The sequence below is a fragment of the Nocardia sp. NPDC052316 genome (genome assembly GCF_044547795.1).
Taxonomy (GTDB): Bacteria; Actinomycetota; Actinomycetes; order Mycobacteriales; family Mycobacteriaceae; genus Nocardia.
In genome coordinates this window covers 449,481-475,103 of the sequence record NZ_JBIUBB010000007.1, presented here as the reverse complement: position 1 = coordinate 475,103, position 25,623 = coordinate 449,481, and the positions used below count along the sequence as shown (strand labels likewise).

At 66.7% G+C, this 25,623-nt stretch carries 18 protein-coding genes; 7 read left to right on the top strand and 11 right to left on the bottom strand.

What is annotated here, in order from left to right; all coding sequences use genetic code 11:
• Positions 1-44: 44 nt before the first annotated feature.
• On the bottom strand, positions 45-899 hold the full coding sequence (locus ACIHA7_RS33670) for an arylamine N-acetyltransferase (RefSeq protein ID WP_397295232.1): 855 nt from the start codon (positions 897-899) through the stop codon (positions 45-47).
• A 305-nt stretch (positions 900-1,204) separates the two neighbouring features.
• Here ACIHA7_RS33670 and ACIHA7_RS33665 point away from each other — a divergent pair, with 305 nt between their 5' ends.
• Entirely contained in the window at positions 1,205-2,665 is a 1,461-nt protein-coding gene (locus tag ACIHA7_RS33665) for an MDR family MFS transporter (RefSeq protein ID WP_397295230.1), read from the top strand.
• A gap of 163 nt (positions 2,666-2,828) precedes the next feature.
• Here ACIHA7_RS33665 and ACIHA7_RS33660 read toward each other — a convergent pair whose 3' ends face one another.
• Entirely contained in the window at positions 2,829-3,971 is a 1,143-nt protein-coding gene (locus tag ACIHA7_RS33660) for a Fic family protein (protein ID WP_397295229.1), read from the bottom strand.
• 272 nt (positions 3,972-4,243) lie between these two features.
• Between ACIHA7_RS33660 and ACIHA7_RS33655 the strand changes: the two genes are divergently transcribed.
• The 4 genes from ACIHA7_RS33655 to ACIHA7_RS33640 all read left to right on the top strand — a co-directional run bounded on the left by ACIHA7_RS33655 (position 4,244) and on the right by ACIHA7_RS33640 (position 10,219).
• Positions 4,244-6,403 (top strand): acyltransferase family protein, encoded by a 2,160-nt coding sequence (locus ACIHA7_RS33655; protein WP_397295228.1) that lies wholly within the window; start codon positions 4,244-4,246, stop codon positions 6,401-6,403.
• 196 nt (positions 6,404-6,599) lie between these two features.
• A complete protein-coding gene (locus ACIHA7_RS33650; RefSeq protein ID WP_397295227.1) occupies positions 6,600-8,432 on the top strand; it encodes an SCO2524 family protein in 1,833 nt (610 codons plus the stop codon).
• 4 nt (positions 8,433-8,436) lie between these two features.
• A complete protein-coding gene (locus ACIHA7_RS33645; RefSeq protein ID WP_397295225.1) occupies positions 8,437-9,354 on the top strand; it encodes an SCO2523 family variant P-loop protein in 918 nt (305 codons plus the stop codon).
• A 28-nt stretch (positions 9,355-9,382) separates the two neighbouring features.
• Positions 9,383-10,219 (top strand): SCO2522 family protein, encoded by an 837-nt coding sequence (locus tag ACIHA7_RS33640; RefSeq protein WP_397295223.1) that lies wholly within the window; start codon positions 9,383-9,385, stop codon positions 10,217-10,219.
• 50 nt (positions 10,220-10,269) lie between these two features.
• Here ACIHA7_RS33640 and ACIHA7_RS33635 read toward each other — a convergent pair whose 3' ends face one another.
• The 9 genes from ACIHA7_RS33635 to ACIHA7_RS33595 all read right to left on the bottom strand — a co-directional run bounded on the left by ACIHA7_RS33635 (position 10,270) and on the right by ACIHA7_RS33595 (position 23,424).
• Positions 10,270-12,561, bottom strand: coding sequence for an ATP-binding cassette domain-containing protein (locus ACIHA7_RS33635; protein ID WP_397295221.1), 2,292 nt, complete (start codon positions 12,559-12,561; stop codon positions 10,270-10,272).
• A 42-nt stretch (positions 12,562-12,603) separates the two neighbouring features.
• Positions 12,604-14,466, bottom strand: coding sequence for an asparagine synthase (glutamine-hydrolyzing) (gene asnB, locus ACIHA7_RS33630; protein ID WP_397295220.1), 1,863 nt, complete (start codon positions 14,464-14,466; stop codon positions 12,604-12,606).
• A gap of 21 nt (positions 14,467-14,487) precedes the next feature.
• Positions 14,488-15,975: an aldehyde dehydrogenase family protein gene (locus ACIHA7_RS33625; protein WP_397295218.1), complete on the bottom strand. Its 1,488-nt coding sequence runs from the start codon at positions 15,973-15,975 to the stop codon at positions 14,488-14,490.
• 18 nt (positions 15,976-15,993) lie between these two features.
• Positions 15,994-17,049 carry a zinc-dependent alcohol dehydrogenase family protein gene (locus tag ACIHA7_RS33620; protein ID WP_397295217.1) on the bottom strand — a complete coding sequence of 352 codons (1,056 nt, stop codon included), beginning with the start codon at positions 17,047-17,049 and terminating at the stop codon, positions 15,994-15,996.
• A gap of 13 nt (positions 17,050-17,062) precedes the next feature.
• On the bottom strand, positions 17,063-18,250 hold the full coding sequence (locus tag ACIHA7_RS33615) for a cytochrome P450 (protein ID WP_397295215.1): 1,188 nt from the start codon (positions 18,248-18,250) through the stop codon (positions 17,063-17,065).
• On the bottom strand, positions 18,247-19,308 hold the full coding sequence (locus ACIHA7_RS33610) for a methyltransferase domain-containing protein (RefSeq protein ID WP_397295213.1): 1,062 nt from the start codon (positions 19,306-19,308) through the stop codon (positions 18,247-18,249). The genes ACIHA7_RS33615 and ACIHA7_RS33610 overlap by 4 nt, the downstream gene beginning before the upstream one ends.
• 32 nt (positions 19,309-19,340) lie before the next feature.
• Positions 19,341-21,140: a gamma-glutamyltransferase family protein gene (locus tag ACIHA7_RS33605; protein WP_397295212.1), complete on the bottom strand. Its 1,800-nt coding sequence runs from the start codon at positions 21,138-21,140 to the stop codon at positions 19,341-19,343.
• 82 nt (positions 21,141-21,222) lie between these two features.
• On the bottom strand, positions 21,223-22,683 hold the full coding sequence (locus ACIHA7_RS33600; protein WP_397295210.1) for an FAD-binding protein: 1,461 nt from the start codon (positions 22,681-22,683) through the stop codon (positions 21,223-21,225).
• 261 nt (positions 22,684-22,944) lie between these two features.
• Positions 22,945-23,424 (bottom strand): MarR family winged helix-turn-helix transcriptional regulator, encoded by a 480-nt coding sequence (locus ACIHA7_RS33595; RefSeq protein ID WP_135236472.1) that lies wholly within the window; start codon positions 23,422-23,424, stop codon positions 22,945-22,947.
• 123 nt (positions 23,425-23,547) lie between these two features.
• Here ACIHA7_RS33595 and ACIHA7_RS33590 point away from each other — a divergent pair, with 123 nt between their 5' ends.
• Complete coding sequence (locus ACIHA7_RS33590; protein WP_397295208.1) at positions 23,548-24,306, top strand: VOC family protein; 759 nt, start codon at positions 23,548-23,550, stop codon at positions 24,304-24,306.
• A gap of 8 nt (positions 24,307-24,314) precedes the next feature.
• Positions 24,315-25,511 (top strand): MFS transporter, encoded by a 1,197-nt coding sequence (locus ACIHA7_RS33585; RefSeq protein WP_397295206.1) that lies wholly within the window; start codon positions 24,315-24,317, stop codon positions 25,509-25,511.
• Positions 25,512-25,623: the final 112 nt, after the last annotated feature.

The following is a 25,623-nucleotide window of genomic DNA, read 5'->3' as shown; positions in this document are numbered from 1 at the left end:
CCATAGGACCGGCAGATGCTTCCCCCTCGATTCTGGGGGGCGGCTCAGCTCTGCCGGGACAGATGTGCCTCGTGTTGCGCGGTGACCTGCTGCCACAGCCGGTGGCGGGCGGCGCGATCGAAGACGGCGGGGGAGATGCCGAATACCTCGTGCAGTGCGGTGAACCAGTCCTCCTGCGTATCCAAAACCGTTGTGCTGGTGTGGGAGTCTTCGATTCTGGTGAGGGTGCGGGCGCGCAGGGTGTCGCCGCCGTTCGCATGTCGGCGCTGCACCACGCATACCCGGACGAAGCCGGATTCCGGTGCGGTGGAGAGGTATTGGTGGCGTTCGGTGAAGTCGGACATGGTCGCGGGGGCTGGATCGAAGTCCATGCCGACGAAGCTGCCGCGCGGATCGTGGTCGAAGCGCCAGCCGCCCGCGACCGCGGTGGACGGGCGCAGACCGAAAGTGAACGGGCCCTGCCGATAGTCGCCCGCGCGCAGCGGCAGTGGCGCGAACAGGGCGTCACCCAGTCCGGCATCGACCAGCCAGGTCGTCTCCGGATCGTCCGGTAAGCCGGAGACGGTGAGCGCCAGATGGTTTCGGCTGATCTCGGGGGTACCGCCGGAATTCTGCACGCCTGCCCGGTGCAAGGTGACGCGGTAGCCGAGAGCCCGCAGTAGCGCGGAGAAGGCGCCGTTGAGGTGGTAGCAGTAGCCGCCGCGGCGCTGCCGGACGATCCGGTCGGCGGAGTCGAGCGGGTCCAGCGTGGTGGTCCGGCCGAGTTGAATCTCCAACGCCTCGTAGGGCACATGCTGTACGAAGGCCTCGTGCAGTCTGGTCAGGGCGGCCACGCTCGGTGGTTCCGCGCCGGGTAGGGACAAACGCCGAAGGAACTCGGACGCATCGATCTCGCGCATGTCCGAACCCTAGTGTGTTGCCGGCCGTGTGCGGTCGGGTCTCACTTTGCCGTGACCCTCGAGAGTGACCAGGCTCACGATTGAAGTTCGATTGGTTCATTAATGGCCGCTGACCAGCTGATTCGGGTCGGGCTCACGGAAGGCGCGCGGGAAAATCCGATGAAACTTGTCGGTATCGACCGGTTTACTGATGCGCGCCGATGAGTTCGCGCACCCGAGTCCGTCTCAATCATTGTGGCGCCGCGGGCGCGCAGCTCCAAGGCCACACGTTGCCCTGCCGATCTCACTGCCCCCGGAGGTATCCGATGCCCGAACCATCCGCTCCCGCCTCGGGAGGACGGACACCGACCGTCATCCGGGTGCTGGTGCTCGCGACCTTCGTGGTGATCCTGAACGAAACCATCATGATCAACGCGATCCCGCGGTTGATGGAGGACCTCGCGGTCACCGAACGGGCGGCGCAGTGGGTGTCCACCGCGTTCATGCTCACCATGGCGGCCATCATCCCGACCACCGGCTGGTTCCTGCAGCGGGTGACCACCAGGCAGGCCTACGCCCTGGCGATGGGTGTCTTCCTGGCCGGTACCGCGCTGTCGGCCGTTGCGCCGTCGTTCGTGGTGCTGTTGATCGGCCGGATCATCCAGGCCGGCGGCACCGCGGTGATGATGCCGCTGCTGATGACCACGCTGATGACCGTGGTGCCCGAGCAGGATCGCGGCCGGGTGATGGGCAACGTCACCCTCGCCATCTCGGTCGCGCCCGCGATGGGGCCGGTCATCTCCGGGCTGGTGCTCCAGGTCGGTTCCTGGCGTTGGCTTTTCGTGCTGGTGCTGCCGATCACCGGCGTGGTCACCTGGCTCGGGTTGCGGCAGCTGGAGAACGTCGGCGAGCCGCAGCCCGGCGCGATCGACTGGTCCAGCGTGCTGCTCGCCGCGCTCGGCTTCGGTGGTCTGGTGTACGGGCTCAGCAAGTTCGAGGCCGACAACCTGACCGGCCCGGCGTTGATCGTCGCCGCCGGTGTGGCGCTCATCGCCACGTTCGTGTTCCGGCAGCTGCGTCTGCAGCGCACCGGTGTCCCGCTGCTCGACCTGCGGGTGCTGCTGGCGGGCACCTACACCAAGGCGCTGGTGCTGATGTCGGTTGCGTTCATGGCGATGCTCGGGTCGATGATCCTGCTGCCGCTGTACCTGCAGAACCTGCGTGGCCTGAGCCCGTTGGCGACCGGCCTGCTGGTGATGCCGGGTGGTCTGGCGATGGGTCTGCTCGGACCGACCGTGGGCCGGCTGTTCGACCGCTTCGGCGGCCGCTGCCTGGTGATCCCCGGTTCGATCGGCATCGCCGTGGCACTGGCCGGCTTCACCCAGGTCTCGATGACCATGCCGTACTGGCAGCTGATCGCACTACACATGGTGCTGATGGTGTCGCTGGCCGCGACCTTCACCCCCGTCTTCACCCTGGGTCTCGGCGCGCTCCCGCACCAGCTGTACTCGCACGGCAGCTCCATGCTCGGCACCCTGCAACAGGTCGCCGCCGCCTTCGGCACCGCCATGGTGGTCACCGTCATGTCGGCCCGCAGCACCCAGCTCGTCGAAGACGGCACCGACGCCATCACCGCCCACCTCGACGGCATGCGCCTGGCCTTCCTGGTCTCCGCCGTGCTGGCCCTGATCGTCATCGTCATGGCAGTCCTGCTGCCCAACCGGGCCGCCGCCCCGGAAGAATCCGACGAACCCGAAACAGCGGCCCCCGAACTGGTCAAGGGCTGACCACTTCACCCCACGAACCCCCGGCCGCACCCCGCGCGCCGGGGGTTTCGTCTATTGGTCGACTGATCACGAGGAGCTGAGGTAGGCATCGCCCGAGAGAGCTACCCCAACAATTTCCCATGATCGTTTGTCCGGCAACGGGTGTCGCGGAACGGGCGGTTCTCTACGTAGACGCGGCGTATGGATCCACCAGTGTCGTCGGTGTGCGCGCGATTTCCAGGGCGGTCTCGGAAAAATCGGGACCAGCGACGTAAAATCTCGCGCGGGTGCGTCCCACTGGTTCGAGCACTTGCCTGCGTACGAGTTCGCGTAGATCGCGTTGCGCCTGTTGCAGATTCAGCCCTTCGTTCTGCTCGTAGCGGGTGCGGCGTACCCGGCCGGACATCGCGACGTCGTGCAGCGCGGTGATGAGCCGCTCGTCCAAACCGGTGGAGGTCGCGAAATCGGTGAGTGCCTCCCATACTCGGCCGGAGCGCACGAATCTCGCGTGGACGGTCTGCGCCTGCTGGTGATAGGCGATCAGGTTGAACCGGATCCATTCCGAGACATCCTGATCCGGGTGGTACTCGCTGCCGCGACGCCCCAATACCTGGTAGTACTCCCAGGTATTACCCGGGCGCCCCAACCACGCCTCGATCGAGGAGAACTCCGGCGCCAGCACGCCTTCGCGCGCGATCATCAACGTTTGCAGCGACCGTGACATCCGGCCGTTGCCGTCGGCCCACGGATGAATCGATACCAGATGCAGGTGCGCCATCGCGGCGCGAACCAGGGGATGGAATTCATCGGTGTCGGCAAGCCAATCCACCAGCTCCGCCATCAACGTCGGCACCGCCGCGGCCTCGGGTGCGGTATAGGCGGCGATGCTCGGGTCGCGCACATCGGTCACGTAGACCGGGCCGCGCCGCCACTGCCCGGCCGGTCGGCGCGCCGTATGCCGGTGTCCCTGCAGCATCCAGTGCAATGCGTTGAGAAGTCCCTTGCTGTACGAGAAGTCCTGGGCATCGTGCAGCGTCTGGAGGTAGGTCATCATTCGCTCGTAAGCCAGTGTCTCTGCCCGGTTCTCCTCCGAGATATCGACGTCACGCTCACCGGCCATCAGATCTTCTACGTCGACCGTGGCGACCTTGAATCCTTCGATGGAGTTGGATGCGGCGACCGCGTCGGCGGTGAGGAACTTCCGCAGTCCTCCTGTCCACGCCGCCGGCGCGTTCTGTAGCTGGTGACGCAGCGCTTCACGCATGCGGTCTACCTCGGACAGCACGCGTTCGTCGGCGTCGCTCAATGGCGGTGTAGGGAACAGCACACGTCAACAATATAGTGACGTAATCATTGCGTCAAATACATTCGGGGTGTGCCGCGCCGGGGAGGGGACTGCCGGTGCGGCATCGCCGAGCTTTCTCCGGCACAGATGCGTAGAGATTCATGATCTGCGGTAGATGGCCTTCGCGCGTTTGGTCGCACATTGATATGGGCGCGTCGCGGTTGGTATAGCCAGACTTATCGAATTATTCAGGACAACTTAAAAAGTAAATGTCGCTGCGACATTGCTGGGGATCGTTGGTAAGAATGCGTTCCATGATAGGGACGGCCTCGCGGGAATTGTTGGTGCGCCATGGTGGGGTGGGGGCTGCGCGGGTGGGGTTTCGGGGGGATGTGGGCGGGTTGCGGGCGGTTGCGGTGCTGGCCGTGGTGGTTTTTCATGCGGGGGTGCCCGGGGTGGGGGGTGGGTTTGTGGGGGTGGATGTTTTCTTTGTGATTTCCGGGTTTTTGATTACGGGGATGTTGTGGCGGGAGGTGGCGGGTAGCGGGACGATTCGGTTGGCGCGGTTCTATGGGGCGCGGGCGCGTCGGTTGCTGCCTGCGGCGGGGATTGTGCTGGTTGCGACGGCGGGGGGTGCGGCGGCGTTGTTGCCGCCGTTGCAGGCGCGGGAGGTGCTGGGGGACGGGATTGCCAGTGCGTTGTATGTGGGGAATTATCGGCTTGCGTTGCACGGCACGGACTATCTCGCTGCGGATGCGCCGCCTTCGCCGTTTCAGCACTACTGGTCGCTGGGGGTGGAGGAGCAGTTCTATGTGTTGTGGCCTGCGCTGATTATCGGGGTTGCCTGGTTCGTGCATCGGCGTAGGACCGAGAGTGCTTCGCCGACTCCGTATCTGGCTGTCCTCGGGGTGGTCGCCGCGCTGTCGTTCGCGGTGTCGTTGGAATGGACCAGCACGTTGCCGTCGTGGGCGTTCTTCGCGCTACCGGCGCGGGCGTGGGAGTTGGCGGTCGGTGGGATGGTGGCGCTCTCGGTTCCGGTCTGGCGTCGAATGCCGGCGTCGGTTGCCGCTGTCGCCGGGTGGCTGGGGCTGGCGGCGATCGTCGTGAGTTGTACCTACTTGGACGGGCGGACGCCGTACCCCGGGACCGCTGCGCTGCTGCCCGTGCTCGGTGCGGCGGTGATCGTGGCCGCGGGCTGTGCCGCGCCTCGCCTGGGTGTCGGTCGAGTGTTGTCGACGGCACCGTTGCGGTCGCTCGGGCGGCTGTCGTACTCCTGGTATCTCTGGCACTGGCCGGTGCTGTTGCTCGCACCGAAGCTCAGCGGTCACCCGCTCGATCTGGTCGGTTCGGTGGGGGCGGTCGCCACGGCGGCGGGCCTGGCCATGCTGACGCTGTGGTTCGTCGAGGATCCCGCCCGCTTCGCGGCACCGCTACGGCGTTCGGCCGCACTGAGTTTGGCCGGCGGTGGTGTCGTCACGGCGGTCGCCGTCGGCGTCGGAGTCGCGCTGCTCGTGCTCGTGCCGGTACCGGTCGGGCGTGGCGCGGCGGCCGAGGCGTTGACTGTCGTCGCGGCACCGCAGGCGCCCCCGTCCGAATCCATCGATCCGCACGATGCGGCGGTGCGACAGCTGACCGCACAGGTGCAGACCGCCGTCGCGGCCTCGGCCGAATCGCCGTCGGTGCCGTCGAATCTGTCCCCCTCGCTCGCCGCCGCGCCCGCCGACAAGGCCACCGTATTCAACAACGGTTGCGTGCGTTCGTGGCTCGATATCGGGCAGCCGGAGTGTGCCGCGGGCGACCTCGGCTCGGCGAACACGATGGCACTTGTCGGTGACTCGCACGCCGCGATGTGGAGCCCGGCGTTCGAACAGATTGCCGAGCAACGGCATTGGCGCTTGGAGACGATGAGCAAGGTCACCTGCCCGCTGATGGAACTGCCCATCACCAGCCCCTACCTCGGCCGGGACTACACCGAATGCGTGCAATGGCGGCACCAGGTCCTGGCCAGGCTGCAGGCCGAACATCCGCGGCTGATCGTGCTGAGCATGTCCCGGCGCTACGGCGGCGACTTCGGATTCACCACCTACGACCAAGCCTGGATCGATAGCCTGTCCCGGCTGACCTCGCAGTTGCGCGCGACCGGAGCGAGTGTCCTTGTCCTCGGGCCGATTCCGGACCCGCACAGCACCGTGCCCACCTGCCTGTCCGGCCATCTGGACGACGCGCTGGCCTGCGCACCGACCCGTCCGGTCGCCGTCGACGACGCGGGCATCGCCGCCGAACGGGCCGCGACAACGGCGGGCGACGCCCAGTACGCCGACCTCACCGCCCTGTTCTGCACCGCCCACCGCTGCCCGCCCATCACCGGCAACACCCTGATCTACCGCGACGACAACCACTTGACGGTCGCTTACGCCAAAGCGCTCGCACCGGTCATCGCCGCACTGGCCGACCGCGCGCTGGCCCACGCCTGAACCCGCTGGGCACGAACGAAACCAAGCACCAGGACTCGACCCGACCAGAACCGCAGCGCCGACGATGCGGCCGCCCACGAGACCGGCATTCCCGGGACGCCGCACTCGACGGAGCGATATTCTCCATCCGCGGAGTACCTTCCAGCCCGCCGTGCGCACGCGGGCAAGCCTGCGGCGTGGGGGAGGAGGACGGCGGGTGCGAATTCAACCGAGAGAACAGCTTCTGGACCTGTGGCGCGCCCTGCTCGCCGCATGCTGGGATGGTCGGCGCTGGTGCTGGAACGAGCAGACGGCCCCCAACTCCCTCAGCGACTCCGAACAGCTGCTGTGCCTGCTCTACCCCGCCACCGAGATCGACGTGTTCGCGCTGGACGACCCGGACCGCATCCAAGACGACGTCGCCGAGGTGCTGGCGCCGATCGGTCGAAGGAACCAGCTAGCCGGCTTCGTCGTCTCATTACTGGCCCAGTACCTCGACCGCAACACCGACGAGCACGGCGAACCGATGTTCGCCGCGGGCGACTACCTGCGCGGTGAACCGACCGACGCACAACGGCGCATCGAGGTCGTCAGCTCGTATGCGGTGTCACTGACCGTCTGCCTGACCGGTCTGCGTTTCCTGCAGGCCTGCCGCGTCAGGACGCGGCACGGCGAGCTGACCGACCGGATCGACGCACTGTCCGCCCGGCTGAGCGCGCGGCTGACCGCGGCGATGACCGGATTGATCCGAAGCTTCGTAGTCACTACTGCGCCACCCGATTCGCCTGCGGGACACGCGATACTCGGCATGTTGAACCAGTCGGGGCAGCCCGATCGGGTGATACACGACGATCTGCGGCGCAGCCTCGAACGGGTACGGACGCTGCTGCTCAACGATGTCATCCTCGGCCGAGCAGCCTTGTCCGTAGAGCTCGATGACGACAGCATGCTCTTCGAATGCGGATGGAGCTGGGGAATCGCGCACACCGCCGGTGAGATCGATGGCGTCGACGCGCGGATCGCGCACCGCGGCGGTATCGCGGATCCTCGCCCCCACCTGTACTTCACCGTCATCGCGCTGGACGCCATCAACGACCTCGTCGCCCCGCGGACCGGTGAGCTCGGCGGGTTCGACGAACGCCAGATCCGGCTTGCCCAAGCCTTGCGGCTCAGATGGGAGCTGGCCCAGCGGTATTGGTCGACGCTCGCCCGATTCGGTGTCGGCAGCTGGCCGCTGGAGGACATCCCGTGGCGCACCTCGGACGGCTCGGCGTCGGACTACTTCAGTCTCCTGGTGTCGGCGGTACTGATCCAGGATCTGACCGCGCGCACGGCCGCCGACGACGACCTGACAAGGGTCGCAGCGATTTTCGAGGAATTGGCCGCTCGTGGGCGAATCACCCGCAGGGCACTGCTCGGTGATCCGGCCGTTGGACTGCACACACCAGGCCTACGGCTGCCCCTTCGCGGCAGCGAGCCGACCGATGACGGTCCGGTGTTGCAGTGGGCGGTGTCCGACTTCGCCCCGATGCTGTTGCGGCAGGTGCTGCGAGCGGTCGGATTGTCCAGCAATGTCGAGACCAGAGACACCCTGATGGAACTGGCCAAATCGGTAATGGACCATCTGGATCGGCGGATACTCCGGTCGGGCGCCACCGGACTCTGGGACGACCCGGCGGGCGTCTTCGGTGACAATGGCGCGCCCGTCGCGACCGAGCCTTCCTGGTCGATCACCGAGCGACTGGTCGAGTGCCTGATCACCGCGGAGCGCAGCTACCGGCAACGGCCACCGCAATGGCCGGAGTTGCAGCGGATGGCACGAAACCTGCTGGCCATCGCCGACCATCGATACGATCAGACCAAGCTGGGGGTCGCTCTGGACGACCGATCGGCCAAACGACTCATGCTCGACCGTGTGGAAGCGCGCATCGACGCGGCAAGGCAAGAGGCGCAGCACAACCCCGCAACCACATTGGTGCACGCGATCGAGGCGTTGCGCGACCTCGAGCAGCTGTCGATCGCCCGCCGCGACGCGAGCAGGAGCACCTGAACCCGTGATCGTGTTCGCGATTTCCGACAAGGGTGGTACCGGGCGTTCGGTGACCAGCGCCAATATCGGGTATCGGATGTGTGTGATGGGGAAGAGCGTCGCGTATCTCGATTTCGATTTCGGGTCGCCGACGGCGGGCGCACTGTTCGAGATCGACAGTGTCGAGCAGGGTGTTGCCGGGGGTACGGGGTTGCATTCCTATCTGACCGGCGGCGTCGGTGTGCCCACCCGAATCGACGTGCGGCACAAGACCGATCGCCGCGAGTTGCAGCGGATGCGAACGCGTACGGGCAAGCTCGCCTTGTTGCCGGGTGACATGGGTGGCGCGGAGTTCGCGAAGGTGGACCACGAGGTGGTCCACCGCTGTGCGGAGCTGCTGCTCGCGATCGAGCGGGACTTCGATGTCTGCCTCGTCGACGTCAGCGCGGGCCGGTCAGTGGCGTTGGAGATCGCGGTGCAGGCGACGGGCTTGCGGCAGTTCGCCGCGAAGACGGTGCGCTGGTTGGTCTTTCACCGCTGGACCCGCCAACACATCGTCGCGGCGGCCGGCTTGGTCCATGGCCCGCACGGCGTGCTGGAGTCCGGTGCGGTTGCCGGGCACGATCCCCGGATGTTGCTGGAGAACATTCGATTCGTGCGCACGGCGGTGCCACGATTGACCGAGGCGACCGAGGTCACCGGCTTGCAGGCCGCGTGGCTGCACGAACAGCACGCGCGGCTGAAGCGTCTGGCGACCGAATACCGGATCGGCGCCGGCGTTCTGCTCGGCGAGACACCGATCGATCCGGTCTTGCAGTGGCGTGAGCAACTGATCCTGGATATCGACGTGATGCAGGGCATCGCCAAGGAAGACACCGTCGAGGCGTTCGGCAGCCTGGCGAACCGCATACTCTCCGAATCGATTTGGCAGCCGCTGCAGTAGCGCGGGCGCGCCGAGATCATCGCGAAAGGTGTCGAGCACAGTGGAGTACGCCGCCGGATACAGCGAGGGCAGCGAGCAGCCGCGGGTCATCGGGGTGCCGCTGTCCCACGTCTCCATCGAGGTGGGGCATCTGCGGATGGCAGACCTCGACAACGGGGACGACTGGATCCGCGAGCAATTCCGCAAGGTAGTCCCGCTGGTCACGTGGTTCACGGACGCGGCGAAGGCCGAATTCGGCCCGCAGGCCCGCGTGAGCACCTGCCTGCTGGTCGATGACTACTTCCGCGCCGACACCGACCCCGGCGAGGTGCTCGGCCGACTGCTCGGGTGCGCCGAGGACAAGGGGCTCACCATCGATTATCTGGGTCGAGAGGCAGGCTGCGCGGTCGTCCCCGGCACCGGGCAAGCGCCCGGAATCGAACTGGCGCAGGCGGTTCGGGCCCGGATTGTGGCCGCACCGGCCCGGGGCGCGACGGGCCGCAGGCCGCCGACCGACCAATCCGGCTGGTTGTGCAACGGCACCCGCGCCTCCGACGAACCCGTGCAGGCGATGCACAACGACCCGTATCGGCCGCCCGAAGAGTTCGGCAGTCCCGCGCACTCGATCTTCCTCGATGTCGAGCTGTGGCGCGCGGAGCCGCGAAAACAGCACGGCAGCAACGAGTCGCCGATCACTTGGTCGTTGCCGTTTCTCACGTCGATCTGGCAGCTGTTACGGCTGGGTCTGCTGCGCTTCCACGGCAGGCCGGTGATCGAACCACAGCTGTGGGACCGTCGGCAGCCTTGGCCGGCCGGCTGGTCGGAGTTGCCCGCCGTGCTCAAACTGAACCCTCGTGCGACGAGCTGCGCAATCGCGTATTGGTAGGCGCCCTGGACACGAAGCGGCAGGCAAGGGTCGGCACAGAGCTCTGACGGTCAGCGGTCCGCGCGCTCGAGGTCCTTGCGCAGATACTCGGCGGTGACGGACTTCTTGTCCGCGGTCAGCTGCTCCGGGGTGCCTTCGAAGAGCACCTTGCCGCCGTGGCGGCCCGCGCCCGGCCCGAGATCGATGACCCAGTCGGCGTATTTGACGACCTCGAGGTCGTGTTCCACCACGATGACCGTGTTTCCTTCGTCGACCAGGCGATCGAAGAGGGTGAGCAGCCGGTCTACGTCGGCCATGTGCAGGCCGGTGGTCGGCTCGTCGAAGACGAACACGGTGCCCGTGTCCTGGAGCCGGTGCGCTAGCTTGAGCCGTTGACGCTCGCCGCCCGACAGAGTCGAGAGCGGTTGTCCCAGTGTCAGATACGCCAGCCCGACTTCCTGGAGCATGGCGAGCTTGGCGGTCACCTTGTCCTCGGTGAAGTAGGACAGGCTCTCCTCGACGGTGAGTCCGAGTACCTCGGCGATGTTCTTGCCGCGCAGCGTCTTTTCGAGTGCCTCGTCTCGATACCGGCTGCCCTCACATACTTCGCAGGTGACCGTGACCGGGTCCATGTAGGCGAGGTCCGTCTCGATCACGCCGCGTCCCTTGCATGCCGGGCAGGCACCGGTCGAGTTGAAGCTGAACAGTCCGGGGTCGGCATCGTTGGCTTTGGCGAACAGGTTTCGAACGGTATCCATGATGTCGACATAGGTGGCCGGCGTCGACCGCGCGGAGATGCCGATGCCCGACTGGTCCACCATGACAGCGTCCGGGTGCTGCGCGGCGAAAGCTCCTGAGATGAGCGAACTCTTGCCGGAACCCGCCACGCCGGTCACCGCGGTGAGCACCCCGGTGGGGATGCGCACGGAGACGTTCTGCAAGTTGTTCAGCGAGGCCTTGCTGATCTCCAGCGCGCCGGTCGGCTCCCGGACTTGCTCCTTCAAGCCGGTGTGCGCACGCAGCCGTCGGCCGGTGAGCGTCTTGGCTTTCAGGAGTTGCCGGTAGGTCCCCTCGAACACGATCTCACCGCCGTGCGACCCGGCTCCCGGCCCCATGTCGACGATGCGGTCGGCGACCGCCATGACGTCCGGATTGTGCTCCACCACCAGCACGGTATTGCCGTTGTCGCGTAACTGCGCGAGAAGTTCGTTGAGGCGGTGCACATCTCGTGGATGCAGGCCGACGCTCGGTTCGTCGAAGATGAAGGTCAGATCGCTGAGGCTGCTGCCGAGGTGGCGCACCGTCTTCAGTCGCTGGCCCTCGCCGCCGGACAGGGTGGAGGTCTCGCGGCCGAGGCTGAGGTAGCCGAGTCCGATCGATTCCAGCCGAGACAGCGCGGTAATAGCCGCCTGCACAACGGGTTCGGCGACCCGATCATCGATCTTCCCCAGCTCGACGATCAGTTCGCTCACCTCCATGTCCGCGTAGTCGGCGATGTTCTTGCCGTTGATCTTGGAGGCGAGCGCGGCCTTGTTGAGCCTGCCGCCGCCGCAGACATCGCAGGTGCTGGTCCGCACCACCTGCTCGACGTCCTTGCGCTCCTTGTCTTTCAGCGCATCCAGGCCGTTCTTGAGATAGCGACGATTGAACCGGACGACGATGCCCTCGTATTCGTTGGAGTGCGTCACGTCCTTGCCGGGGCGCCGGACCTTGAAACCCCCGCCGTGCAGCAGCTTGTCCCATTCCGCCGCGGTGAACTTCCGCAGCGGCTTGTCGGGATCGAACAGCCCGGATTCGGCGTAGGTGATCCACGGGTAGCCGCCGACCGCGAACAGCGGTGACTGGATGGCGCCCTCGTTCAACGACTTCGACTTGTCGAGGAGCAGATCTAGGTCGAGTCGTGCGGTGCGGCCGAGTCCTTCGCATTCGGGACACATGCCCTGCGGGACATTGAACGAGTACATGGTCGACTCGCCCGCGCTCGGCTTGCCGTGCCGCGAGAACAGCACGCGCAGAATGGGATTGATCTCCGTCATGGTCCCGACGGTCGAGCGGGAACTGCCGCCGATCCGGCGCTGGTCGACCACGATCGCGGTGGACAGGTGCGACATGGCTTCGGCGTGCGGCCGCTCGTACTTCGGCAGCCGGTTGCGGATGAACCAGGGGAATGTCTCGTTGAGCTGGCGCTGTGATTCGACCGCGATCGTGCCGAACACCAGCGACGACTTTCCGGAACCCGACACGCCCGTGAAGACGCTCAACTGCCCCTTCGGGATCTCCAGTGACACGTTCTTCAGGTTGTTCTCTCGGACGCCGTGCAGCGTAATGCTGTCGTTCGCTTGCCGTCCGGGTCGATCCGACATCTCTACTCCCCTCAGCGTGCGCAAGTAGTTTCCGTATGGAAACTATACCAGGACGTCGACCTCATAGTCGGCTACCCATTCGGCGAGACGAATCGGCGTCTCGTTGTATAGCCCCCTTTCCTGCATGGAGGAGGCGGCCCCGACCGGCGCGTCGAGATGCCGGTCGAGCGCATCGAGATCGAACAACGGCAAGGCCGGTGAACTCGGCTCCGCGACGATCTTTCCGAGTATCTGCTTGATCGCCCGGTCGTAGCCGGGATCCTGGGTGGAGGGATAGGGAGCTTTGCGCCGCTGCACAATGGACTCCGGCAGCAGATCCGCGGTGGCGGCGCGCAGCAGGCTCTTCTCCCTGCCGTCGAAGGTCTTCATCGACCACGGCACATTGAACACATACTCGACCAGGCGATGGTCGCAGAACGGAACACGCACCTCGATGCCGCTGGCCATACTCAGTCGGTCCTTGCGATCCAGCATGACCGGCAGCCACCTCGTCAGATTCAGATAGCTCGCGGTGCGCATGCGCCGGTCGTGCCCGGTTTCCCCGGTCAGGTGCGGCGCTTCTCGAAGGGCCGTGTGGTACTGGTCGGCAATGTATTCCGGAAGATTCAGCCGCGCCGTCAGATCCGGATTCAGGAACGCCGTGGATTGCTCGGTGATCGACCGCTCGCCCAGCGCGTGCCACGGGAAAGTATCGGCCCGCACGGCCTTCTCGTCGTGGAACCACAGGTAGCCGCCGAAGACCTCGTCCGCGGATTCGCCGGAGAGGGCAACGGTCGACTGCTCGCGCACCGCACGGAACAGCAGGTAGAGCGACGGGCCGAGGTCGCCGTCACCGAAGGGCAGATCCCAGGCGCGCGAGACCGCCGACCGGATGTGCGGGGCCACCAGATCCGCGTTGTTCAGCAGGATCGTCTGATGGTCGGTGCCGACATGCCGCACCAACTCCGTCGCGAACGGCTGATCGGGCGCTTCACGCAGCGGCTCCGGCGCGAAATTCTCCACCTGCCCTTCGAAATCCACCGAGAAGCTGCGGATTCGCCCGCCGCCGTCGGCGTCGAGCCTGCGCTGCGCCAGGGCCGTCAACGCGCTGGAATCCAAACCGCCGGACAGCAGGGTGCACAACGGGACATCGGCGACCAGTTGACGAGAAACGATGTCCTCCAACAAACCGCGGACCGCGCCTACGGTCGCGGGGATGTCGTCGGTGTGCGGCCGGGATGCCAGTTCCCAATACTTCTCCTCGGTCCGCCGGCCATGGCGAACCCGAAGAACATGCCCGGGACGCACCTCGTACATGCCGTCGAGCGGTGTCTGTCCGGGAACCCGGACAAAGGACAGCACATCGCGCAGACCGTCGAGGGTGAGCACCGCCCGGCTTTCCGGATGGGCCAGAATCGCTTTCGGCTCGGAGCCGAAGAGCACCCCACCTGGGGTCGGATAGTAGAACAGCGGCTTGACGCCCAACCGGTCCCGATACAGCAGCAATTCCTCGACGCGGCTATCCCAGATCGCGAAGGCGAACATGCCGTTCAGTCGCCGCACGAAATCCGCGCCCCACTCCAGATAGGCGCGTAGGACGACTTCGGTGTCGCTTCGTGTCCGGAAGCGGTGACCGTGCGCCATGAGCTCTTCGCGGAGTTCGGCGAAGTTGTAGACCTCGCCGCTGTAGCTGATCGCGGCCAGCGGTGTGCCGTCGGGCAGCGTCTCCGGCGTAAGCATCGGCTGGCTGCCACCCGCGAGGTCGATCACCGAGAGTCGCCGATGCCCCAGGGCGCAGTGCGGCTGTAGCCACAGTCCCTCGTCATCGGGACCACGGAAAGCCATGGTGTCCACCATCTTCTGGAGAACCGGGCGCTCGGTCGTGAGATCACGGGCGAAATCCGCCCAACCGGCGATTCCACACATCGTCTTGTCCTTTCGCTGTCGTCACGCGAGGGTCGCCCACACGGTCTTCGGTTCGAGATACGCGTCGAGCCCGGCCCGGCCCATTTCCCGGCCGACACCGGACGCTTTGACACCGCCGAAGGGCGCGGCGGGATCACCCGGCGCCCACGTGTTGAGATAGACCGAGCCCGCGTGCAGGCGTGCGGCGAGAGTGTGTGCGTCGCTCAGGTTTCGGGTCCAGACGCCGGCCGCGAGACCGTAGTCGGTGGCATTGGCCGAGTGCACGGCTTCGTCGATGCTGTCGAAGGGGGCCGCCACCAGCACCGGCCCGAAGATCTCCTCGCGGCAGATCCGCATGTCTGGTGTCGTGTCGGTGAAAAGCGTTGGGCGAATGAAGTATCCGCCGTCCGGCACGGACGCGGGAACCTCGCCGATCGTCAAGGTCGCGCCCTCAGCGACCCCGTCGCGGATGTAGCCGCGCACCCGATGGTACTGCTCGGCCGACACCACGGGCCCGCACTCGGTGGCCGGATCCAGCGCCGGGCCGACCTGAGCGGTCTTCGCCCGTGCCGACAGTCCCTCGATCACCTCGTCGAACACACTCCGGTGCACGTACAGCCTCGACGCGGCGTTGCAAGCCTGGCCGGTATTGAAGTAGATCCCGTTGTAGCTCCCCGCAATAGCGGCGTCGAGATCAGCATCGGGCAGGATGATGTTCGGGCTCTTTCCGCCGAGCTCCAGCGTCACCCGCTTCAGTTGCGCCCCGGCCTTCGCGCCGATTTCGCGCCCCACCGCGGTAGACCCGGTGAACACGACCTTGTCGACGTCCGGGTGATCGACCAGTGCCGCGCCGGTTTCGCCGTCACCGGTCAGCACATTGACCGTGCCCGCCGGGAAGCCGGCGGCCTCGATCAGCTCGGCGAGACGCAGCGCGGTCAACGGCGTCTGCTCCGCGGGCTTGAGCACCACCGTGCAGCCCGCGGCCAGCGCCGCGCCGAGCTTCCAGGCGGTCATCAACAGCGAGAAGTTCCAGGGAATGATCTGGGCGCACACCCCGACCGGCTCTTTCCTGGTGTAGCACAACGTATTCGGGACCGCGACCGGGATTGTCTCGCCCTCGATGCGCGCGGGCCAGCCGCTGAAGTAGCGAAACTGGGCTGCCGCCGCAGGCACGTCCAGCGCACGGGTCATCGTGATCGGCTTGCCCGCGTCGAGAGATTCGAGCTCGGCGAGCTCGTCGCCGTTGCTGTCGATGAGGTCGGCGAGACGAGAGAGCAGCAGGCCACGCTCGGCCGCCGACAGCCCACGCCACGGTCCGTCGAGTGCGGCCCGCGCCGCAGCCACGGCGGCCGTGACATCGGCGGCTCCCGCATGGGCGACCTCGGTGATGTGTTCGCCGGTGGACGGGTCGATCGTGCTGAACGTCCGCCCGGTCGCCGCGGCGACGAGGGCGCCGTCGATGTACAGCAGCTGTGCCCGGGACAGGAAGTCGCGAGCGGCGTCGCCCACGGTGTTACCTGAGGTATTCACGAGTCCTCCCGGTCCGCGTCAGAAGCGGTCGATGACGGTGATGCCGTTGGTGGTGAAATCGCTCATTGCGGAGAGGACTTCCCCGGCCTGGCCCAGTGAAACGGTGCGCTGCACCAGGGTCTGCGGCGCGAGCTTGCCGGACGCGACGAGCGAGAGCAGCTGCGGGTAACTGGAGTGCGGATTGCCGTGCGAGCCAGCGATGGTCAGCTCACCGATGGTGATCACGTCCACCGGCAGCGCGATCTCACCGGCATCCGCAGCGCTGGTCAGCCCGACCTGGACGTGCCGGCCGCGTTTGCGCAGCGAGCGTACGGAATTCAGCACCGTGGCCCGGGTGCCGAGTGCGTCGATCGAGACGTGTGCACCGCCACCGGTGCGTTCCTGTACCGCGGCGGGCACGTCCTGCTCGACGCTCGCATCGATGGTGTGTACCGCGCCTTGCTCCTTGGCGAGTGCCAGCTTGCCCGCGTCGATGTCCACCGCGACCACGGAAGCTCCTGCGGCACCGGCGATCTGCACGGCCGCCAAGCCGACACCGCCGACGCCGTGCACCGCGACCCATTCGCCGGGGCGGACGCGCCCCTGCTCGGTGACCGCGTGGAAAGCCGTCATGAAGCGGCAGCCGATGGCGCTGGCCGCGACGGACGGGAGCTCGTCCGGAATATGCACACAGTTGAAGTCGGCGTTGGGGATTCGCACGTACTCCGCGTAACCGCCGTCGCACCAGAAGCCGAGCACCTGCATGTTGTCGCACACATTGGCATGCCCCGAACGGCAGTACGCGCAAGTGCCGCAGGCCAAGTGGAACGGCGTGGTCACCCGATCGCCGACGCGCACTCCGCGCACCTCGGCGCCGACGGCACGCACCGTGCCGACGATCTCGTGACCCAGCGTGCGCGGCAACGCGACCTGTCCGCCCATCCAGCCCCAGTCACCCATCCAGGCGTGCCAGTCGCTGCGACAGACGCCGGTGGCCAGGACTTCGAGCACCACGCCATCCGGTTCCGGTGCGGGGTCGGGGATTTCGCGTAGTTCGAGTGGGGCACCGTACTCGACGATCTGTGCCGCTTTCATGGTCGCCCTCCTTTCAGGAGATGCGGACGGGGAGCGTGTCCAGCCCCCGGGTGATGTTGTTCGGCGTCCGGATTGGCTCGCCGGCGAGCTCGACCGTGGTCGCGCGTTTGGCGAGCGCGACGAACAGCGCATGCGCCTCCATCGAGGCGAGAGTGCGTCCTGGGCAGTTGTGCACGCCGAAGCCGAACCCGACGGTGTCGGCCGGATTGCGGTCCGCCTGGAAGCGGTCCGGGTCGGGGTAGTGGCGTTCGTCCCGATTCGCGGCGGCGTAAGAGACCAGGACTCGGGCACCTTCGGGTATCGTCACGCCCTCGACCTCCCGGTCCGCGGTGGTGACCCGGGAAAAGTGCTGGATCGGTGTCTCGAGCCGGACGCCCTCCAGGAACGCGCCGGGCACGAGTTTCGGGTCCTGACGAACGGCAGCCCACTGGTCCGGGTGCTGAGCCAACAGCCAGAGGGTGCTGGCCACCCCGGCGATGGTGGTGTCCAACCCGGCGCAGGCATACGCGCTCATGGTCATCAGGGCTTCGTTCTCGCTGATCTCTCCGCGATTGGCTGCCTCCCAGACGATCTGGCCGAAGCTGTCGGGCAGCAACTTGTCCGGCGTCGCGTCGGTGACGAGGTACTGCATCAGCGCCTGCACATCGGGGAAGGTCGACAGCTGACGCTCACCGGGCGGCCCGAAGTAGTTGAAGGCGCCGAGCGCCCAGACCAGAATCTTGTCCCGGTTCTCGTCGCGGGGGAAGCCGATCAGGTCCATCACGATGTCCACCGGTAACTTGGCCGCGAAGTCGGTGACACCGTCGAAGGTTTCGCGCTGCATCAGGTCGTCGACCAGCTGGTCGGCCAGGTGCTCGATATTGCCCGCGACCTTGCGCACGTACTTGGGGCGCAGGGCGTCGTCGAGGACCTTGCGCACCGCACGGTGCCGCGGTGGGTCCATGGAAAGCAGTGAGCCGTCGGAGAGTTCGTTGGCGGTGGGGTTCATCGCGATGCCCTGGGCGGAGCTGAAGCCCTCCCAGTCGACGAGCGCCGCGCGCACCTGGTCGTAGCGGAACAGGCCGTACAGATCGTGTTCGGTCATCCGGACAACGGGGCCGAGGTCTCGCAATGTCCGGTAGTAGGGGGCCGGATCGAGCAGTGCTTCGGTCGAGAAGAGATCCAGATCGGTCTCGGCCGCGGCGGTTTCGGTCGTGGTCACGGCTGGTCCTTTCCGGCCAGATCGTAGAAGCACAGCCGGGGACCGGCTTCCGGGCGCGTGTACATCCGGCGACAGGTCAGCTCGGACTTGGCGAACACGTCGAACCAGGCGGCCCGATCGCGAGGGAGACCCTGCCCGGTCAACACATGGATGAGGAAGAAGTCGTCGTCGTTTTCCCTACTGTCGTAGCGGATTTCGGGCTCGCCGATCAGCAGGATCTTCAGGTCGGGGAACGTGGCCCCGATCTCGTTCAACAGGTCGATGACGGCCTGCTCGCCGTGCCGGAAGTGCTCGTGCAGCGCGCTCATCATGCACAGCCCGTCGGCCTCGAAGCACTCCTTCGGCCAGGTCTTGGGGGCGAAGGCGTCGCCGACGACGAACTGGACCCGGTCCGCGACGCCGCTGGTGCGGGCGTGCTCGTTGGCCACCGCCACGGCGTCGGCGTCGATGTCCAGGCCGATACCCGTGAGCGAGGGGTCACGCAGGCAGGCGTCCACCACCAACTGGCCGCCGCCGCAACCGATGTCGAGAATCCGCTGGACATTGCGGCCGCGCATGGCGGTGAGCAGGGTCGGTGTGTGGAAGGCGGAGAACAGCGTGTCGCAGTGCGCGCCGAGCTTTCCGCCGTCGCGGACCACGTCCTTGCCGTAGACCGCTTCACCGGTGAGCAGGTCACCGGTCCGGCTGGTCACCATGCCGTACGCGTCGACGTAGACCCCGAGGCGGGCCAGGGAGACATCGGTGGTGAGGAACTCGCCGAGGCGGGTCAGAAAGTACTCCTCGCCCCGGGTCTCGAGAATGCCGCGAAGGACCAGATAGTGCAGGAAACCGGGCCCCATATCGGGGTCGATCCCGGCGAGCAGGCCGTCGGCGGGGTTGCGTGGGCCGCTGCGGAGCCGTTCCAGCAGCGGGGTGTCGGCAATCGCCCGTACCGCGTGACAGACGTGCATCGCGCTGATCATCTCGGGCAGGTCGGACAGGGTGAAGGCCTGCCACTCTCGGCGCTGTTGCTCGTCGGTGAGTTCGATGATCTCCGGACGGTGGTCGGTGATCGTCATCGTTTTCCTTTCGAAGATGGTGGGGCCGAGCGCTATTCGGCTACCGCATAGGCGTGCCGGGCGCGCGGGCTCGCGGCCGCTCGGACGAACTCCTGGTCTGCGGTGAACCCGGCCGCGCAGACCCGGCCCAGCGAGTACGCGGGGACGAGTTCCACTTCGTGGCCACGCTGTTCCAGCTGCTGGACGACGGCCGGATCGCAGGTCTGTTCGGCCACCAGCACACCGGGCCGGTGGGCGTGCGGGGTGAACGACGCGGGCACCTGATCGGTGTGGAAGGCGGTGGTTTCGGTCGCGCTCTGGAAGTCGAGTCCGAAGTCGGCGACGTTGAGGAAGAACTGCAACGTCCACTGGTCCTGCCGGTCGCCACCGGGGGTGCCGAAGGCGACGAAGGGGCGGCCGTCGCGGAGCACCACGCTCGGGCTGAGGGTGGTGCGTGGTCGTTTGCCGGGCGCCAGCGAGTTCGGGTGGCCCTCGGCGAGGTAGCCGCACTGGCCGCGGGTGCCGAGCGGGAAGCCCAGGCTCGCGATCGCGGGTGAACTCTTCAGCCAGCCACCGCTCGGGGTGGCGGCGACCATGTTGCCGTGCCGGTCGACGGCGGTGACGGTGACGGTGTCGCCCTTCGTCGTGGTTTCCTGCAGGATCGTCGGTAATCCGTTGCGCAGCTGCGACATCCACTCCGAGTCGGCTTCCGGATACTCCAGCGCGGCCCGTTCGGGAATGAACGAGGTTCGGCCGCCGGGGTTGCCGGGTCGAAGATCCAGTGCGGCCCGCGGGCCGACCAGTTCGCGTCGCTGCTCGGTGTAGGCGTCGTCGAGCAGACCCGTCAGCGGCACGCCGCTGAAGGCCGGATCGCCGTACCAGGCCTCGCGATCGGCCATCGCCAGCTTCGTGCACTCGACGACGGTGTGGATGTAGTCGGCGCTGCCCGGACCCATCTTCGCCAGATCGAATCCGTCGAGCAGCGCGATCTGCTGCAAGAACACCGGCCCCTGCGACCACGGTCCCGGCTTGAAAACCTGGTACGGACCGTAGCCGTGGCTCGGCGCCGTCTCCACGGTCGCCTGCCACTGCGCGAGATCGTCCGCCGTCAGCAGGCCGTGGTGTCGTCTGCCGGTGGCGTCCAGCATCGGCCCGCCGGCCAGGAACTCGGAGATCTCCTCTGCGACAAAGCCTTTGTAGAAGGCGTCGTGCGCGGCCTGGTACTGGGCTTCACGGTCGGCCGACGCGGACTCCGCGGCCTTGATCAGACGTTGATAGGTGTTGGCGAGAGCTGGATTACGGAAGCGACTGCCCGCGGCAGGGGCAACGCCGCCTTGCAGGTACGTTTGGCCCGATCCGGTCCACTCGTCGCGGAACAGCGGAGCGAGCACGTCGATGGCCCGTGCGGTCTCGGGCAACAGCGGAAAGCCGTTGTCCGCGTAGCCGATCGCGGGTTGCAGCACGTCGGCCAGGTGCATGGTGCCGAACTCGGCGAGCAGCCGCATCCAGCCGCCGAACGCGCCGGGCACGCAGGCGGGCAGCAGACCGGAGCCTGGGATGCTGCTCAGCCCGAGCTCGGCGAAGGTGTCGATGCCGATCGCGCCGGGCATCGGCCCCTGGCCGCAAATCGCTTGCACGTCATCGCGTCCGGCCTGGTGGGCCACCACGGACAGGTCGCCGCCGAGGCCGTTGAAGTGCGGTTCCACCACCTGGAGCACGAAGCCGGCGGCGGCCGCGGCGTCGAAAGCGTTGCCGCCGTTGGCCAGAATGCGCATGCCCGCCGCGGAGGCAAGCCAGTGGGTGCTGGCGACGGCACCGGTGGTCCCGGTCAGCTCGGGCTTGGATGGAGGCATGGGGGTACTCCCTACGATGTCGAATGCGTGATCGGAGTTCGTCGAATAGAACGAATTCGACGTCTGGTCGCGCGAAATACGGCTATTCGCCGTCGAATATGTGCAGACCGGGCGCGAGGAGGCCACTCGGGTCGTAGCGGGTTTTCGCGGACCGGAACGCCGTCCATTTGTCGCCGTAATGGGCGCGCCAATCCTGCGCGGTGAAGCGCAGCGAGCCGATCGGGTACAGCACGGCGCCGTATTCCGCCCGCGCGTGCGCGAACATTCGGTCGTTGCGGTCGAGCATTTCCTCGATGAACGCCGGATCGATGCCGGGGGTCTCGGCCACGGTGTTGATGTCGAGCACGAACACCCAGTCGGATCCGTTCGCCTCGGGCACCGGCGGATACGGCCTGGTCAGGTGCGCACGCCGTTGCGGGTACAGCAAACTGATCCCGAACGGGCCGATATCGCGGGCGGTGAGCTGTGACTGGACCTCGGCGACATAGTCCTCGACCACCGCGCCGGACAGCCACACGTCGTACCAGGGTTTGACGAGCCGGTCCCAGTTCACCGTCTCCCGCATGCCGTCGACCAGCGTGTCGATCTTGTACACATAGTCCAGGTAGCTGGTGTCATCGATGATCGGCGCGACGGTCAGCCCCTCGGCGGCGGCCTGGTCGTCGGGCGGGGAGGCCGGGTCGTAGAGGACTGTCGCGTAGAGCCGGTGGGTCGGCGTGGACTCCGGCGAGTACAGCTCGGCGTAGACGTGGTCGATGACCGGTCGCTCGATGAGGGTGCGCACGTCGCGGAAGAAGGCGGCGTTGTCGGTGTACTCCAGCACGTAGGTGCGGGCACGTTCGGTCGCGGGCACGAGGTCGAGCACGGCCTTGGTGATGATGCCGCACTGGCCGAGACCGCCGAGTACCGCTTCGAACAGGTCGGAATTGTGTTCGGCCGAGCATCGTTCGATGGCGCCGGTCCCGGTGACGACCTCGAGTTCGCGCACGTGATCGACCTGTAGACCGGTGTTCAACGCGCCGACCAGGCCGCCGAGCCCACCCACCGAGAGGGTGCCGCCGACGGTCAGTGAGGTGTATCCGGTGACGGCGGGCGGGGTGAGTCGCGGTGTTCGTTCGTAGGCGGCCTCGACGAGGTCTTTCCAGAGGATTCCCGCGTCGACCTCGGCCACATCCGTGCCGATGGTGTGGATTCGGTTGAGATACCGGTTCTCGATGACCAGTCCGTCGGACAGGCCTTGGCCGAGGGTGGTGTGCGCCTGACCGCGCACCGACACGCTGATGTCATGGGCGCGGCAGAAGCGGACCATCGCGGCGACGTCCTCCGCCGAGCGCGGCCGCAGTACCGCAGCGGGTTTGTGGTTGGTGATGTTTCCGAGGTCGGTGGCGACCGCCGCGCGGGACTCCTCGTCGACGAGCAGCTCGCCCGCCAGCGCGGGCGCGTCGCTGAACGACGCACCGTCGGCGGCGTCGGTGACCCAGTTGCGCTCGATCGGATCGAAACCGATGACCGCCGATTTCTCCGACAGATCCGCGCGGCTCACCGCTTCGGCTCCCGTCCGGCATGATCGGCTCGCCGATCGAGAATATCGACGCCCGCCAGCGAGCGTATTGTGCCGGCGCTGATATCAGGCACGGCAAACTCCTTTCGACGCAATGGTTGTGGGCGATCGCCGGCGTGCCGACTGCGGCCCATGCCAATACGTCGAACATAACCGGACCGTAGGGTCCGGCACATTCATGGAACTTTCAAATTACCGTCAAAACCTCTTGAAGCCGTACATAACTCGTCGGGCCGGGCAGGTTCACGAGGAGATCGGCGCGGGCTGTCCGGCCGCGTGGATCGCCTCGGCCACCTTGCCGCAGAGTTCGGCGAACACGGCCTGCTCGTCCGGGGTGAGTACGGACTCGGCGATCCTGGCGTTGTCCCGCCGGCATTCGGCGGCGCGGTCGAGGAATTCGAGCCCGGCCGCGGTGAGCGAGGTGGTCTGTTCCCGCCGGTCGGTGCCGAGCGCCGCCTGCGCCACCAGATCCTGATCCTTCAGTACGCGAAGGGCTTTGGACATTGTCGGGCGCGAGACGCTCAACGAATCGCTCAGTGCCGAGGGCGTCATCGGGCCGCGCAGCCGCAGCATCTCCAGCACGTCGTATTGCTGCCAGGTCACTCGCTCGGGCGTCGTTCTGGTGCGTCGCGCGACGAGGACGCAGGTCAGATGGGCCAGCGCGTTCTCGATCCCGGCCTGCCAGTCGAGTACTTCGCTGTGCTGGTCTTCGTCAGGGGGCACTGGTCTCTCCTCACCGGGCACGGATTTGATTTCTGATTGGAAACTAGTTGCCTTGATTTCCGGCTGGAAACTAGTTTACGGTAGTGGCACCAACTCGTACTCTGTCACACAGAAGGAGTGGTTATGGGCACCCTTGGCTTGCGCCCTTCGACCGTCGGGTGGTTCGAGATCACCGCCACCGAGCCGGCCCGAAGCAAGCAGTTCTACCAGGACGTATTCGACTGGCAGCTAACAGCTTTCGGCGACGAACACGACTATCATACGATCACCGCGCCCGGTGCGGCGGCGAGCATGGGCGCGTTGCGCCACGGCAGTCGCGACGCGCTGTGGTTCAGCGTCGTCCGCGAGGATGTCGCGGCGACCATCCCGCAGCTGGAAGCGCTGGGCGCCAAGGTGATCGAGCCCCCTGCCCGCACTCCCGCCGGCGACATCCACGCGGTGATCGCCGACGTGCAAGGCAACCGGGTTGGCCTGTTCGAACCCTTGGCGCACAAGGACTCTCGCCCCACGCCGGTGCCGAACGGCACGGCCTGGTTCGAGATCGGGACAACGGATCTCGCGGCGACGCGCAAATTCTACGAACAGGCCTTCGGCTGGACCTACGAGCTGGACGAGGCGGCGGAAGGCGCGATCTACTACAGCCTCACGCCCCCCGGAGCCGAGGAACCGATCGGCGGCACGATGGATGTGTCGGCACTGCCGACCCCGACCGACTACGCGATCCCCGGACTACTCGTCACCGACGTGCCCGACCTGCTCGCGCGCTGTGAACAGGCAGGCGGCCAGCGGGTAATGGACCCGTTCTCGGACGCGAAGGGCCTGGTCATCGGGCAGTTCACCGATCCGTTCGGCAACCGGTGGACCGCCTTCGCACAGCCGTAGGGGAAGTCATGCCTTTCGCCGTCTATGTGTTGGGCCTGGGTGTTTTCTGCCTCAACACCACCGAAATCATGGTCGCCGGACTGATTCCCGGCATCTCGAGCGACCTCGGCGTGTCCATCGCCGCCGTGGGTTACCTCGTCTCGATCTTCGCCTTCGGCATGGTCGTCGGCGGTCCGATCCTGATCGTCGGCCTCTCGAAGGTGGCGCAGAAGAAGTCGCTCATCTGGCTGCTCGTGGTGTTCGTGATCGGACAGACGATCGGCGCACTGGCACAGGACTATTGGGTGTTGGTGGTGGCCAGGGTGGTCACCGCGCTGGCCGCCTCGGCGTTCTTCGGCGTCGGCGCCGCGGTCTGCGTGCGACTCGTCGGCGCCGAGCGGCGCGGGCGCGCGATGTCGGTGTTGTACGGCGGCATGATGGTCGCCCAGGTGGTCGGCCTGCCGCTGGCCACCTTCATCGAGCAGCACTTCGGGTGGCGGGCCAGCTTCTGGCTGGTCGACCTGCTCGCGGTCGCGTGTATCGCGGCGGTCGTGCTGCTGGTTCCCGCCGGCGGCAACGCCCAGACGCTGGACTTCCGCGCCGAGATCCAGGCCTTCCGCAACCTGCGGCTGTGGGGCGCGTATGCCACCAACGCCCTGGTCATCGGGTCGGTAGTGGCCGGATTCACTTATCTCTCACCGATTTTCACCGACGCCACGCACTTCGCACCGGCGACGGTGCCGGTGCTGTTCGGCGTGTACGGCATCGCCACGGTGGTGGGTAACGCCGTCGTCGGGCGGTTCGCCGACCGCTACACCCGGCCGATCCTCGTCGGCGGTCTGATCGCATTGATGCTGGTGCTGGCCGCGTTCGCGCTGTGTGTCGAGTACAAGGCGCCCACGCTCGTCGCCACCGTGCTGCTCGGTCTGATCGGGCTGCCGCTGAACCCCGCCATGGCGGCCAGGGTGATGTCGGTGTCGAACGAAGGTGCGCTGGTCAACACGGTCAACGGTTCCGCCATCAATATCGGCGTGGTGATCGGTCCGTGGCTGGGCGGCATCGGGATCAGTGCCGGGCTCGGCCTCACCGCGCCGTTGTGGATCGGTGCGGGGATGGCGTTGCTGGGACTTCTCACGCTGATACCCGACCTGACGCAGCGTGCGCGCGGCTCCGAAGGCGTTGTGCTGCACAAGGTACCGGCGGACGAAGTCGGCAAGAGGGCGTAGCGGCTGCCGATCCGGTTGCCACGTAGGGTTTTTCGCTTAGCGGGCTGTTCACTACAGCCCGCGTCCTACGCATGCCTCCCCAGGCTGTCGTGCGCCGGAGTGTCCACGTAGG

Coding starts and splice junctions, on each gene's coding strand:
- ACIHA7_RS33670 (WP_397295232.1), bottom strand. CDS start 899: ATGCGCGAGATCGATGCGTCCGAGTTCCTTCGGCGTTTGTCCCTACCC.
- ACIHA7_RS33665 (WP_397295230.1), top strand. CDS start 1,205: ATGCCCGAACCATCCGCTCCCGCCTCGGGAGGACGGACACCGACCGTC.
- ACIHA7_RS33655 (WP_397295228.1), top strand. CDS start 4,244: ATGATAGGGACGGCCTCGCGGGAATTGTTGGTGCGCCATGGTGGGGTG.
- ACIHA7_RS33635 (WP_397295221.1), bottom strand. CDS start 12,561: ATGTCGGATCGACCCGGACGGCAAGCGAACGACAGCATTACGCTGCAC.
- asnB (WP_397295220.1), bottom strand. CDS start 14,466: ATGTGTGGAATCGCCGGTTGGGCGGATTTCGCCCGTGATCTCACGACC.
- ACIHA7_RS33620 (WP_397295217.1), bottom strand. CDS start 17,049: ATGAAAGCGGCACAGATCGTCGAGTACGGTGCCCCACTCGAACTACGC.
- ACIHA7_RS33610 (WP_397295213.1), bottom strand. CDS start 19,308: ATGACGATCACCGACCACCGTCCGGAGATCATCGAACTCACCGACGAG.
- ACIHA7_RS33605 (WP_397295212.1), bottom strand. CDS start 21,140: ATGCCTCCATCCAAGCCCGAGCTGACCGGGACCACCGGTGCCGTCGCC.
- ACIHA7_RS33590 (WP_397295208.1), top strand. CDS start 23,548: ATGGGCACCCTTGGCTTGCGCCCTTCGACCGTCGGGTGGTTCGAGATC.
- ACIHA7_RS33585 (WP_397295206.1), top strand. CDS start 24,315: ATGCCTTTCGCCGTCTATGTGTTGGGCCTGGGTGTTTTCTGCCTCAAC.